Raw genomic sequence first — 12884 nt, forward strand, 5'->3', positions numbered from 1 at the left:
TGGAGGACGCCATGAAAACACAGCGGGTGGGCTCTGCGGCGCAGCGCGTCCAGGTCAGGGTCCCGGCCACCTCGGCCAACCTGGGCGCCGGCTACGACAGCTTCGGCCTGGCACTGGACCTGTGCGATGAGGTATCGGCGACCCTGCACCCGGAGCCGATCGACCCGCGCGAAGCGGTGCGGGTGCGCGGCGAGGGGGAGGGCCAGTTGCCCACCGACACCTCACACCTGATCCACCGGGTCGCCGGCGAGGTCATGGCCTCGCGGGGCCTGGACGCTGCAGCCCGGCTGAGTCTGGAGTGCCGCAACCGGATCCCGCAGTCGCGCGGAATGGGATCGTCCGCGGCGGCAGTCGTAGCGGGCATCACCGTCGCGGATTCCCTGTTGCAGGGCCGCGGACTGGGGGAGCTGGGCGCTGCCGCGCGCCTGGCCTGGGCGACGAAGTTCGAGGGCCACCCGGACAACGCCGCACCTGCTCTGTTCGGAGGGGTGACGATCAGCTTCATCGATTCTCATCGGGCGCCGCAATCGGTGTCGATCCCCGTGCACGAGGATGTCTCGACGGTGCTCATCGTGCCGGCCGAGCGGCTCGACACGGCAGTTGCCCGCTCGCTCATCCCCACCACGGTCCCGCATGCGGACGCCGCAGCGAATTCCGCGGTGGCGGGTCTGTTCGTCCATGCGATCGGCAATGATCCCGCGTTGCTGTTCGAGGCGACCGTCGACCGGCTCCACCAGAACTACCGGCGGCCGGCGATGGCCCGCTCCCTGGAACGGGTCGACGCACTGCGCTCGGCCGGGCTGGCAGCAGTGATCTCCGGGGCCGGACCCACGGTGGCGGTGTTGGGTGATCAGGAGGACCTGTTCGAGCAGGTCGTCACCGTGCTCTCGGGGGACACCGCGCAGTTCCTGCCGGTGGGAATCAGCCAGGCCGGAGTCGAGGCCACCGCACTGAGTGTGGGCCCGCGGGCCTGAGCTCGGGCGGTCGTGTGTATGGGATCGCGGTCATCACAGGCACCTGTGATGACCGCGATTCGCCTATTCGGCGCAAGAGGCGTTAAACTTATAGCGTTCCCGTCGAAGATCTACGGATGAGCCCTTTCAAGCCCCGTTGTTTCTGCCACGGTACTTTCGCCCGGCGTACGGGAACTTCTCTTAGCGTTTCGAACATGACCCATGTTCCAAACCATTCTCACAATCACGCATTACGCGTGGAGTCCACCGCCGTGCCCGGCCATATGTTGCGGGCGACGGCCTACGAGGGAGAAGGAAACCTTCGTGACAGAAGCTACTCATGCCGAATCCGCGCCCACGGGCAGCCTGACCGGGCTGCGCCTGCCGCAGCTGCAGGAAATCGCCGCCGGCCTCGGCATCAAGGGATACCGCCGCCTGCGCAAGGGCGAACTCATCGCCGCGATCCAGGTTGCCAATTCCGGCGCCAAGCCCCAGCAGACCTCCGCTCCGGCGGCGCAGGCACCCGCCAAGCAGGCCGCCCCGAAGCGGGCCGAGCGCAAGCCGGCTCAGGCCGAGGCCGCACAGCCGCAGTCCGACGCCGAACCCGTCGAGGGAGCGCCGACCCGCGCGCGCAAGCCCCGGCAGTCGGCCAAGGAGGCTCCGGCCGCCGAAGCCGCGCCCGCAGCCGTGGCCGAATCCGAAGCCCCGGCAGAGCCCGCCCAGCCCACCGAGGACACGCAGCGCGGCCGCCGTTCGCGCAGTCGCAACGGCCGCGACCGCCGCGAGGATGCAGGGCGCCAGGAGGCCAAGACCGAGCCCGCGAAGCAGGAAGCCGCGCAGGCCGAGGCCGACAAGCCCGCCGAGGAAGCGCCGCGCAACCGCCACGAGCGCGGCAACGGCCGCAATCGCCGGGACAATGACCGCAATGAGCGCGGAGACCGCAACGACCGTGGGGACCGCAATGAGCGCGGCAACGGGCACAACAACGACCGCGACGACGATCGCCGCGGACGCAACCGGGGCCGCAACGATCGCAAGCGCGGTAACCGCCGCGAGCGCGGCGATGAGGACATCCGGCCCGATGACGTGCTCATCCCCGTCGGCGGCATCCTCGACGTGCACGACAACTACGCGTTCCTGCGCACCTCGGGCTACCTGCCCGGCTCCGGTGACGTCTACGTCTCGGCGAACATGGTCAAGCGCAATGGACTGCGCAAGGGCGATGCGATCGTCGGCGCGATCCGCCAGGCCCGCGAGGGCGAACGCAGCGGCAAGCGGGAGAAGTTCGACGCCCTGGTGCGCCTGGACAGCGTCAACGGACTCAATCCCGAAGACGCCAAGCGCCGCGTGGAATTCGGCAAGCTGACTCCGCTGTACCCGCAGGAGCGGCTGCGCCTGGAGACCACCTCGAAGGGTTTGAGCACCCGGCTGATCGATCTGGTGTCCCCGATCGGCAAGGGGCAGCGCGGCCTGATCGTCGCCCCGCCCAAGGCCGGCAAGACCACCATCATGCAGCAGATCGCCAATGCGATTACCTCGAACAATCCCGAGGTCCACCTGATGGTCGTGCTCGTCGACGAACGCCCCGAAGAGGTCACCGACATGCAGCGGGCCGTCAAGGGCGAGGTCATCGCCTCGACCTTCGATCGGCCGGCCGACGACCACACGACCATCGCCGAACTGGCCATCGAGCGGGCCAAGCGCCTGGTGGAGATGGGCAAGGACGTCGTCGTGCTGCTGGACAACCTGACCCGCCTGGGCCGCGCCTACAACCTGGCCCAGCCGGCCTCGGGCCGGATCCTCTCCGGTGGTGTGGATGCCAATGCGCTCTACCCGCCCAAGAAGTTCTTCGGCGCAGCGCGCAATATCGAAGGCGGCGGTTCTCTGACGATCCTGGCGACCGCACTGGTGGAGACCGGGTCGAAGATGGACGAGGTCATCTTCGAGGAGTTCAAGGGCACCGGCAATATGGAACTGCGCCTGTCGCGCCAGCTGGCCGATAAGCGCATCTTCCCCGCCATCGACGTCAACGGTTCCGGGACCCGCCGCGAGGAGAACCTCATGACGCCCACCGAGACCAAGGTGATGTGGCAGCTGCGCCGCCTGCTGTCCGGACTGGAACAGCAGCAGGCCATCGAACTGCTCATCTCGAAGCTCAAGGAAACCGGCTCCAACGCCGAATTCCTGCTGCAGGTACAGAAGACGACGCCGCTGCCGAAGTCGGCGACGGACGACTGATGAGCACCGGGCAGGGCGATCTCGAATCCCTGGAGACCAGTGTCCGGTCATTGCTGGACGAACACTCCCGGATCGAATCGGAGCTCGCCGACCCGGCCGTGCACGCCAATGCCGGCCGGGCCCGCAAGCTCAGCAGGCGGTATGCCGAACTGGACCAGATCGCCAAGACCTATCATCGGCTGCACGCGGTGGACGATGACATAGAGGCGGCCAGGGAACTGGCCGCCGAGGATCCGGCGTTCGCCGCGGAGGCCGAGGCCCTGGCAGAGGAGTCGGAGCGGCTGCTCGCGCACCTGCGCGATCTGTTGGTCCCGCGCGACCCCGATGATGCGCGCGACGCGATCATCGAGGTCAAGGCGGGGGAGGGCGGAGAGGAATCCGCCCTGTTCGCCGGCGACCTGGTGCGGATGTACCAGCGCTGGGCCGAGCACCGCGGCTGGTCGACCGAGGTGCTCGATTCGACCGAATCCGCGCTCGGCGGGTACAAGGACATCCAGCTGGCCGTGAAGTCCAAGGACGGCGGGGTCTACGGCTGGACGAAGTACGAGGGTGGCGTTCACCGGGTGCAGCGCGTTCCGGTGACGGAATCGCAGGGCCGGATCCACACCTCGGCGGCCGGGGTGCTGGTGTTCCCCGAAGTGGACGAACCCGATGAGGTGCAGATCGATCCGAACGATCTGCGCGTCGACGTCTACCGGTCCTCTGGACCCGGCGGGCAGTCGGTGAACACGACGGACTCCGCCGTGCGCATCACCCACCTGCCCACGGGGATCGTGGCCAGCTGCCAGAACGAGAAGTCCCAGTTGCAGAACAAGGAGGCGGCGCTGCGCATCCTGCGGGCCCGTCTGCTGGCCAAACAGGCGGAGGAGGCGGCCGCCGCGGCGAACGACCAGCGGCGCTCACAGGTCCGCACGGTGGATCGCTCGGAGCGGATCCGGACTTATAACTTCCCGGAGAATCGGATCACCGACCACCGGACGGGTTATAAGGCCTACAACCTCGATCAGGTGCTCGACGGGCGCCTGGACGAGGTCGTGGAATCCCTGCGCGCGTCCGAACGCGCCGCGCGGCTGGAATCGATCGGCTGAGCGTGGACGTCGGCACACTGCTGGCCGCCGGAGCCGAACGCCTGGCCGCTGCCGGGCACCCGTCCGGACCCGCGGATGCACGGTTGCTGCTGGCGCACGCCTGGGACCGTGACGGGCACGGCCTGGACCGCGCCCGTCTCCTGGGCGAACCGGTCCCCGATCCCGTGGTGACCGCGTTCACCGGCTATCTGGGCCGTCGGGAGCATGGTGAACCCGTGCAGTACATTGCCGGCACCGCGCCCTTCCGCTATTCGGAACTCACGGTCGGCCCGGGGGTCTTCATCCCACGCCCGGAGACGGAACTGCTGGTCCAGGCGGTCCTCGACTGGTGTGCCGGGGAACATCTGGCATCCCCTGCGATCGCCGATCTGTGTGCGGGCAGTGGGGCGATCGCGTTAGCACTGGCCGGCGAACTCGAGGCCGCGGCGGTGACCGCGGTGGAGCTTTCGCCCGCGGCCCTGGAGTACACGCGGCGCAATCTGGCGGCCGCGTTCGAGGGCATGGGGGACTCCTCTGTCGAGATCGTGGCCGGGGATGCGCTGACCTACGCGGGTGGACCCTTCGACGCAGTCGTATCCAATCCACCCTATGTGCCGGCAGGCAGGGTCACCGCCGAGGTCGCTGCGAGCGATCCGGCCCTGGCGCTGTTCGGCGGGGGCGAAGACGGCCTGGACTTCCCCCTGCGGTTGATTCCGCGTGCGCGCACACTGCTGCGCCCCGGCGGGTTTTTCGCGATGGAACACGCAGAGGAACAGGCCAGGGCAGTGGCGGATGCCTACGTTTCGGCGGGCTTCGTCCAGGTGACCACGCATGCCGACTACACTGGGAGGAGCCGTTTCACGACCGGGTGCGCCCCGGTCTGAGCGGCGATCCGGGAGGCGCGGTGCCCACAACACAGTGGACGCCGGAGGGACGCCCGGCACACGACTGGAGGATGTATAACTGTGGCGCGCACTTACGATCTGCGCAACGATGATATCCGCGACCTGGTCCTGAGCGAGGCCGTGCGCACCGTCCGCGATGAGGAACTGCTGGTTGTCCCGACGGATACCGTCTACGGAATCGCGGCAGACGCCTTCTCGCCGGCCGGGGTGCGGGATCTGCTGCTGGCCAAGGGCCGCGGCCGCGATATGCCCCCGCCCGTGCTGGTGCCATCGGTCGATACGCTCTACGCGCTGACAGAGGGCCTGACCGAACAGACGATCGCCCTGGCCGAGGAATTCTGGCCGGGCGCCCTGACGATCATCTGCAATGCCCAGCCCGCCCTGCAGTGGGACCTCGGCGAGACCCACGGGACCGTGGCGCTGCGCATGCCCGACCACGAACTAACCCTCGAACTGCTGGCCAAAACGGGACCATTGGCGGTGTCCTCGGCCAATACCTCGGGTGATCCCGCCGCCGAGGAAATCGGACGGGCCCAGGAGATGCTGGGCGACAAGGTCTCGCTCTACCTGGATGCCGGACCCGTGGCCGGCCAGGGATCCTCGACGATCGTCGACATGACCGCGGTCCCTCCGCGCATTGTGCGCACCGGCCCGATTTCCTACGATGCGCTCAAGGCCATCGTGCCCGAGCTGCTCGATCTCGACCACAGCTGATCCGTGCGCGCATATCTGTTCATCGTCTTCGTCTCGGCGATCGTCTCCTATCTCGTCACCCCGATGGTCAGGCGGGTCGCCGAACGCGGGCAGATCTTCGCGGCGCTGCGCGCCCGCGACGTCCACTCCGTGCCGACGCCCAGACTGGGCGGGGTGGCGATCTTCTGCGGTGTGATGGTGGGCCTGCTGATGGCCAGCTGCACGCCCTTCCTGGAGGACCTGTTCGAGGCTCCGGGGCCCGTTATCGGTGTCGCCGGCGCGGCAGCACTGTTGTGCCTGTTGGGCGTCATCGACGACATCTGGGACCTGCACTGGTTGACCAAACTGGCCGGTCAGACCATTGCCGCGGGCTTTATGGCGCTCAATGGGGTGGCACTGCTGTCCATTCCCTTCAACTCGGTGATCATCGGGTCGAGCAGGATGTCCCTGGTGCTGACCGTGCTCGTGGTCCTTGTGACGATCAACGCGGTGAACTTCGTCGACGGGCTCGATGGACTGGCCGCCGGGGTGGTGACGATCGGCGGTTCGGCATTCTTCGTGTACTCGTACATGCTGGCCAGGGCCACAGCGGTGGACAGCTACGCCAACCTCGCCTCGCTCATCATCTCCGTGCTGATCGGCGCGTGCATCGGTTTCCTTCCCCACAACTTCAATCCCTCGCGAATCTTCATGGGGGACTCTGGCTCGATGCTCATCGGCCTGTTGCTCGCGGCTTCGACGATCAGGGTCACCGGGCAGGTGGACCCTGCCGCGCTGGCCAGTACCAGGGCGCTGCCGACCTATCTGCCGATCCTGCTTCCGCTGGCGGTGATGGCGCTGCCGCTGATCGATCTGCTGTTGGCGGTGGTGCGCCGGATGGCGGCGGGCAAGTCTCCCTTCACCGCCGACGCCAAACATCTGCACCACAGAATGCTGCGATTGGGGCACAGCCATGCCCATGCCGTGCTCATCATGTACCTGTGGACCGCCGTGGTCGCCTATGGCTGCGTCGCCTTCCTGCTGTTCGACGTACGATATGTGGTCGCCGGACTGGTGATAGCCCTGTTGGCGACGCTGCTGTTGACCTTCTACCCGTTATTGCGGCGCAGGCGCGTGGCACGCGCCCTGGCCCGAAAGGACTCCTGAGAATGCCGAAGAACGAAACCGAAGTCCAGTCACGCTGGCGTGCGGTGCTGCGTACCCTGGTGTTGCGCGCCGTCCTCATCGAGGTCGTCGTGGCCGTGGCCTCACTGGCCCTGGGCGGCCTGTTCGCCGGTTCCCGTGGATTGGCCGGAGCCGGGATCGGCGCGGGAATCGCCGCCGTGTTCCTGCTGCTCAGCGTCGTCATCATGTACTTCGGACGTGACCTGGACGTGGGAATCCTGGGTGGCCTGCTGGGTCTGGCCTTCATCGTCAAGGCGTTCATCCTGATGATCATGATCTGGGCGATCAAGGACGCACAGTGGCTGTCCGGGCCCGTCGCCTTCTTCACCATCATCGCCGCGGTCCTGCTGACCACCGTGTTGGAAGTCCTCACCATGCTCAAGGCCCGTGTTCCCTATGTCGATCCCGAGGCGGGGCGGGACGCCCACTGAGAGCAGGGTCACCTCATCCAAGTGTTGAGAACAAGTTGTGAACTCAACATGTAAATTGGTAGAGTTTCTACGGTGTGTAGCGGAGATCCGCATACGCACCAGCCATACCACCTCCCGCGGGTGACCGCGGTCGGGTGCCACCAAGGCCCGCCACGTCGAAGTCGACGGGCCTGATACCGGGAGATTAACCGTAAAGTGGATTTGTCGATCGCGAGCAATATGACAGTTCTGGCGGAGTTCCATGCGCCGGCCATCAGTGAGTTCTTCCCCGGCGGCGTACTGTTCACCGGTACCCCCTTCGAACTCAACCGCGTCGGTCTGGTCCGTTTGGTCGGTGCCATCGCCATCGGGCTGTTGCTGTTCCTGGGCACGCGCAAGATGAAGCTGGTCCCCGGACGCTTCCAGTCCTGCATGGAAATGCTCTGGGACTTCGTGCGCGTCGGTATCGCGCAGGACACGATGGGCAAGAAGAACGGGGAGAAGTTCCTTCCCGTCATCGCCACCATCTTCTTCATGGTCCTCGGGCTGAACGTCACCGGCTTCATTCCGTTCCTCAACATCTCCGGCGCCTCGGTCATCGGCGTGCCGCTGGTGCTGGCCCTGGTCGTGTACTTCACCTACCACATCGCCGGTATCCAGGCGAAGGGCCTGGGCGGCTATCTGAAGGACTCCCTGATCCTGCCCGGTGTGCCGTGGCCGCTGCACGTGCTGATGATCCCGATCGAGTTCCTCACCAAGTTCGTCATCCAGCCCTTCACGCTGACGCTGCGACTGCTGTGCAACATGATCGTCGGCCACCTGCTGTTGGTGCTGTGCTTCTCGGCGACTTGGTTCTTCTTCTTCGACGCCTCGCTGGGCTTCAAGGTCTTCGGCGTCGTCACCATCCTGGGCGGATTCTTCGTCACCCTCCTCGAAATTCTGATCGCGGTCCTGCAGGCGTACATCTTCGCCCTGCTCGCCGCCGTCTACATCAACCAGGCCATCTCCGACGAGCACTGACCCCGCGGGTCCATGCGACCCCGGTCAGCCGTCGGACAAGGTCCGGCCCATAGATCTGTAACGCTCGACGTTACTCGCTCCGGTAAGCCTCCGGAGTCCAAACCGAAAGGAAACATCCAACGTGGATATTCTCGCTGAAGCAGCAGTGAACGGTTCGCTTTCGACCGTTGGCTACGGCCTCGCGGCCATCGGCCCCGGCATCGGTGTCGGCCTCGTCATCGGTAAGACCATCGAGGGCACCGCCCGCCAGCCCGAAATGGCCGGCCAGCTGCGCGGCCTCATGTTCATCGGTATCGCCCTGATTGAAGCCCTGGCTCTGATCGGCATCGCCACCCCCTTCTTCCTGCCGTAATAAGAGTTAGGACAAACCGTAAATGACTCCGATGATTTTGGCCGCGGAAGAAGCGCAGAACCCGCTGATTCCCGCCGTCTACGACATCGTCTGGAGTGCGGTAATCTTCATCGTCCTTTTCTTGATCGTGTGGAAGTTCGTCATTCCCTCGTTCAAGAAGACCCTGGACGAACGCGCAGCGCGCATTCAGGGTGGAATTGAAAAGGCGGAGAAGGTTCAGGCAGAGGCCGATGCCGCTCTCCAGGAGTACCAGCAGCAGCTCAACGAAGGACGGGCCGAAGCCGCGCGACTGCGCGAAGAGGCCCGGGCCGACGGTGAGAAGATCCGTGCGGAACTCAAGGACCGCGCGAGCGCGGAAGCCGATCGTATCACCGAGAACGCCAAGGCCCAGATCGAGGCCGAGCGTCAGGCCGCACTGGTTTCACTCCGCAGTGAGGTCGGCACTCTGGCCACGGATCTCGCCAGCAAGATCGTCGGCGAGTCCTTGGCAGACGATGCCAAGTCGGCTGCCGTCGTCGATCGTTTCATCGCCGATCTGGATGCCCAGACTCCGGCGAAGGTCTCCGGTGATGAGTGATGTTGCAGTCAAGCAGGAACTCTCTGACCACGGCGCTTGAGCAGGCCTCGGCCCGGATCGAAGCGGGCGACCCCGCAGCTCTGGGCCAGGATCTGCTGGGCATTGTGGGCGTGCTGGCGGAGAACTACGCGCTGCGTCGTTCTCTGGCCGACGCCGCGCTGACGGTGGACGCGAAGAACGGTCTGTTGGACTCGTTGTTCTCCTCCGTTGTCACGGCAGACGCGCTTGGCCTGGCGAAGCAGATCGTTGCACTGCGCTGGGTGCGCGCGCAGGACCTGCTGACCGGTTTGGAACAGTCCGGTATCACGTGCCTGGCCGCCTCGGCGCAGGCACGGGGTGCGCTGGGTACCGTGGAAGAAGAGGTCTTCCGCTTCACCCGGCTGCTCGCCGCGGACCACGACCTGGATCGCGCGGTGGAATCGACCGCGGGGCTCGACGCCAAGTTCGGCCTGTTGGATGCCCTGCTGGCCGGCAAGGTGGCCTCCGAGTCGCTGAGCCTGGTCAAGCAGGCGGTGGCCCACCCGCGCGGCAAACGCGTGGTGGAGGTCCTCGAATCGTACAGCGCGGTGCTGGCGGCCCGACAGGCCCGTTCGGTCGCCGATGTCACCGTTGCCAAACCGCTGGACGCGGGCCAGGCCGAGAAGCTTGCCGCGGCACTGGGCAAGTCCTACGGTCGTGAACTCGCACTCAACGTCAAGGTCGATCCGACCGTGGTCGGCGGCGTGCGGGTCCAGGTGGGCGACGAGGTCATCAGCTCGACGATCCAGGACCGCTTGGCCGAACTGAAACGCCGTCTGGCCAGCTGATACCGCACGTAATAGACGCTGATCCGCGGCCGCGCGTACGGTCGCACGCAACACACGTAAAGGAAGCAGGGAAACCGCAATGGCGGAACTGACAATTCGCCCGGAGGAGATCCGGGACGCCCTGGGCAAGTTCGTGGACACGTACTCGCCGCAGGCCGCAGACAAGACAGAGGTCGGCAAGGTCGTCACCGCCGGTGACGGTATTGCCACCGTTTCCGGTCTGCCCGGCGCAATGGCCAATGAGCTGCTGCGCTTCCAGGACGGGACGCTGGGTCTGGCCCAGAACCTCGACGAACGCGAGATCGGCGTCGTCGTGCTGGGTGAGTTCTCGACGATCGCGGAAGAGCAGGAAGTCTACCGTACCGGGGAAGTGCTCTCCGTGCCGGTCGGCGACAACTTCCTGGGCCGCGTCGTGGACCCGCTGGGCGCCCCGATCGACGGACTCGGCGAGATCGTCGCCGAGGGACATCGCGAGCTGGAGCTGCAGGCTCCCAACGTGATGAGCCGTAAAGAGGTCAAGGAACCGCTGCAGACGGGTCTGAAGGCCATCGACGCGATGATTCCGATCGGCCGTGGTCAGCGTCAGCTGATCATCGGCGACCGCAAGACGGGTAAGACCGCCATCGCGCTCGACACGATCATCAACCAGAAGGCCAACTGGGAGTCGGGCGATCCGAAGAAGCAGGTCCGCTGCATCTACGTCGCCTGTGGTCAGAAGGGCTCGACGATCGCCTCCGTGAAGCGCGACCTCGAAGAGGCCGGCGCAATGGAGTACACGACCATCGTCGCCTCCCCGGCCTCCGACCCCGCCGGTTTCAAGTACCTGGCGCCCTACGCGGGCTCCGCGATCGGCCAGCACTGGATGTACGAGGGCAAGCACGTCCTCATCGTCTTCGACGATCTGTCCAAGCAGGCCGAGGCCTACCGTGCCATTTCACTGCTGCTGCGTCGCCCGCCGGGCCGTGAGGCATACCCCGGCGACGTCTTCTACCTGCACTCCCGCCTGCTGGAACGCTGCGCGAAGCTGTCGGACGAACTGGGTGGCGGTTCGATGACCGGTCTGCCGATCATCGAGACGAAGGCGAACGACGTGGGTGCGTTCATCCCCACCAACGTCATCTCCATCACCGACGGCCAGATCTTCCTGCAGTCGGACCTGTTCAACGCCAACCAGCGTCCTGCGGTCGACGTGGGCGTCTCGGTTTCGCGTGTTGGCGGTTCGGCCCAGACCAAGCCGCTGCGCGGTGTGTCCGGCACGCTGAAGATCTCGCTGGCCCAGTACCGTTCGCTCGAGGCCTTCGCGATGTTCGCGTCCGATCTGGACCCGGCGACCAAGCAGCAGCTGGAACGCGGTGCCCGTCTGATGGAACTGCTCAAGCAGGGTCAGTTCACCCCGATGCCCGCCGAGAAGCAGACCGTGTCCGTGTGGGCCGGTTCGGAAGGCTACCTGGATGACGTGGCGGTCGACGACGTGCTGCGCTTCGAGGCGGAATTCCATGCCTACCTGGAGCGCAAGACGGATCTGCTGGAGACCATCCGCGATCTCAAGGACAAGCTGTCCGGTGATCTGATCGACCAGCTCAAGACCGCGGTGACGGACTTCAAGAAGGAGTTCCAGGCCGGATCCTCCACTGGCGTCCAAGCCGGAACCGAGGCGCACGACGCCGCGGATTCGGACGAGGTCGTACAGGAGAAGATCGTCAAGCAGCGCTGAGCGCTGCCCGACGACGCTTAAGGAAAGGAATACTCCATGGGTGCTCAGCAGAGGGTCTTCAAAGCGAAGATCAGCTCCACATCGTCCTTGCGGAAGATCTTCAAGGCGATGGAGCTCATTGCTGCGTCCCGGATCCAGAAGGCGATCGCGCGGGTCAAGGGCTCAACGCCCTACGCACAGGCCCTGACCCGCGCGGTGTCGGCGGTTGCGACCCTGTCGAATGTGGACCACGTGTTGACGACGGAACGCGAAGATGTCCGTAGCGCGGCTGTCGTCGTCATGGGTCCCGACCGTGGTTTCGCCGGCGCCTACTCCTCGAATGTGATCAAGCAGGCCGAGGAACTCGTCGAGTTGCTGCAGGCCGAGGGGAAGCAGGTCAAGCTGTACACCGTCGGCCGGAAGCCGGAGACCTACTATACGTTCCGCGACCGCGCCATCGAGCGCTCGTGGACCGGGATCTCCGAAACCCCGACCTACGAGGACGCCCGCGAGATCGGCCAGACGCTGCTCGGTTCTTTCGAAGCAGGCAGCGCCGGCGGCGGCGTCGATGAGCTCTACCTGGTCTTCACCCGCTTCAAGTCGAGCGTGGCCTACGACCCGGAATACCTGCGGCTGCTGCCGCTGGAGGTCGTAGACGCCCCCGAGGCTCCGGGCAATCAGGCACCGGCGGCCGGCGGCGAGGTGTTCCCCCTCTACGAATTCGAGCCGAGTTCGGAGGCCGTGCTGGACGCACTGCTGCCGAAGTACATCGAATCGCGTATTCTGGCCGCACTGCTCAACGCCTCGGCGAGCGAGCAGGCTGCGCGTCAGCAGGCCATGAACACCGCCGTGGACAATGCGGATGAGCTGATCAAGACGTACACCCGACTGGCCAACAACGCGCGTCAGGCGGAAATCACGGCGGAGATCTCCGAGATCGTGGGCGGTGCCGATGCGCTGGCCTCGTCCGGGGTCGCCGACTGAGTGAGCTTGTAACAGAGAGCAG

Annotated in this window: 13 protein-coding genes; all 13 read left to right on the plus strand. The window is 65.8% G+C overall.

Annotated elements, in window-relative coordinates:
- The first annotated feature begins 11 nt into the window (after positions 1 to 11).
- The 13 genes from thrB to NQ036_RS08615 all read left to right on the plus strand — a co-directional run bounded on the left by thrB (position 12) and on the right by NQ036_RS08615 (position 12862).
- Positions 12 to 974, plus strand: a complete 963-nt coding sequence (gene thrB, locus NQ036_RS08555) for a homoserine kinase (protein WP_257047233.1) — start codon at positions 12 to 14, stop codon at positions 972 to 974.
- Between the two features lie 303 nt (positions 975 to 1277).
- A complete protein-coding gene (gene rho, locus NQ036_RS08560) occupies positions 1278 to 3191 on the plus strand; it encodes a transcription termination factor Rho (protein WP_257058342.1) in 1914 nt (637 codons plus the stop codon).
- On the plus strand, positions 3191 to 4279 hold the full coding sequence (gene prfA, locus NQ036_RS08565) for a peptide chain release factor 1 (RefSeq protein ID WP_257047235.1): 1089 nt from the start codon (positions 3191 to 3193) through the stop codon (positions 4277 to 4279). The genes rho and prfA overlap by 1 nt, the downstream gene beginning before the upstream one ends.
- Positions 4280 to 4281: 2 nt before the next feature.
- Positions 4282 to 5142 carry a peptide chain release factor N(5)-glutamine methyltransferase gene (prmC, locus tag NQ036_RS08570; protein ID WP_257058345.1) on the plus strand — a complete coding sequence of 287 codons (861 nt, stop codon included), beginning with the start codon at positions 4282 to 4284 and terminating at the stop codon, positions 5140 to 5142.
- 81 nt (positions 5143 to 5223) lie between these two features.
- Entirely contained in the window at positions 5224 to 5877 is a 654-nt protein-coding gene (locus NQ036_RS08575) for an L-threonylcarbamoyladenylate synthase (protein WP_257047237.1), read from the plus strand.
- Positions 5878 to 5880: 3 nt separating this feature from the next.
- Positions 5881 to 7002: an MraY family glycosyltransferase gene (locus tag NQ036_RS08580; RefSeq protein ID WP_257047238.1), complete on the plus strand. Its 1122-nt coding sequence runs from the start codon at positions 5881 to 5883 to the stop codon at positions 7000 to 7002.
- Positions 7003 to 7004: 2 nt separating this feature from the next.
- Positions 7005 to 7451, plus strand: a complete 447-nt coding sequence (locus NQ036_RS08585) for a hypothetical protein (RefSeq protein ID WP_257058347.1) — start codon at positions 7005 to 7007, stop codon at positions 7449 to 7451.
- 195 nt (positions 7452 to 7646) lie between these two features.
- On the plus strand, positions 7647 to 8450 hold the full coding sequence (atpB, locus tag NQ036_RS08590) for a F0F1 ATP synthase subunit A (protein ID WP_257058350.1): 804 nt from the start codon (positions 7647 to 7649) through the stop codon (positions 8448 to 8450).
- A gap of 121 nt (positions 8451 to 8571) precedes the next feature.
- Positions 8572 to 8802 carry a F0F1 ATP synthase subunit C gene (gene atpE, locus NQ036_RS08595; protein ID WP_257047241.1) on the plus strand — a complete coding sequence of 77 codons (231 nt, stop codon included), beginning with the start codon at positions 8572 to 8574 and terminating at the stop codon, positions 8800 to 8802.
- Positions 8803 to 8824: 22 nt separating this feature from the next.
- Complete coding sequence (locus tag NQ036_RS08600; RefSeq protein WP_257047242.1) at positions 8825 to 9379, plus strand: F0F1 ATP synthase subunit B; 555 nt, start codon at positions 8825 to 8827, stop codon at positions 9377 to 9379.
- Positions 9379 to 10185, plus strand: coding sequence for a F0F1 ATP synthase subunit delta (locus NQ036_RS08605; RefSeq protein WP_257058352.1), 807 nt, complete (start codon positions 9379 to 9381; stop codon positions 10183 to 10185). The genes NQ036_RS08600 and NQ036_RS08605 overlap by 1 nt, the downstream gene beginning before the upstream one ends.
- A 79-nt stretch (positions 10186 to 10264) precedes the next feature.
- Positions 10265 to 11899, plus strand: coding sequence for a F0F1 ATP synthase subunit alpha (atpA, locus tag NQ036_RS08610; RefSeq protein ID WP_257047244.1), 1635 nt, complete (start codon positions 10265 to 10267; stop codon positions 11897 to 11899).
- A gap of 36 nt (positions 11900 to 11935) precedes the next feature.
- Positions 11936 to 12862: a F0F1 ATP synthase subunit gamma gene (locus NQ036_RS08615; RefSeq protein WP_257047245.1), complete on the plus strand. Its 927-nt coding sequence runs from the start codon at positions 11936 to 11938 to the stop codon at positions 12860 to 12862.
- Positions 12863 to 12884: the final 22 nt, after the last annotated feature.

The organism is Brevibacterium sp. 91QC2O2, assembly GCF_024580695.1.
In the GTDB taxonomy this organism is placed as follows: Bacteria; Actinomycetota; Actinomycetes; order Actinomycetales; family Brevibacteriaceae; genus Brevibacterium; species Brevibacterium moorei.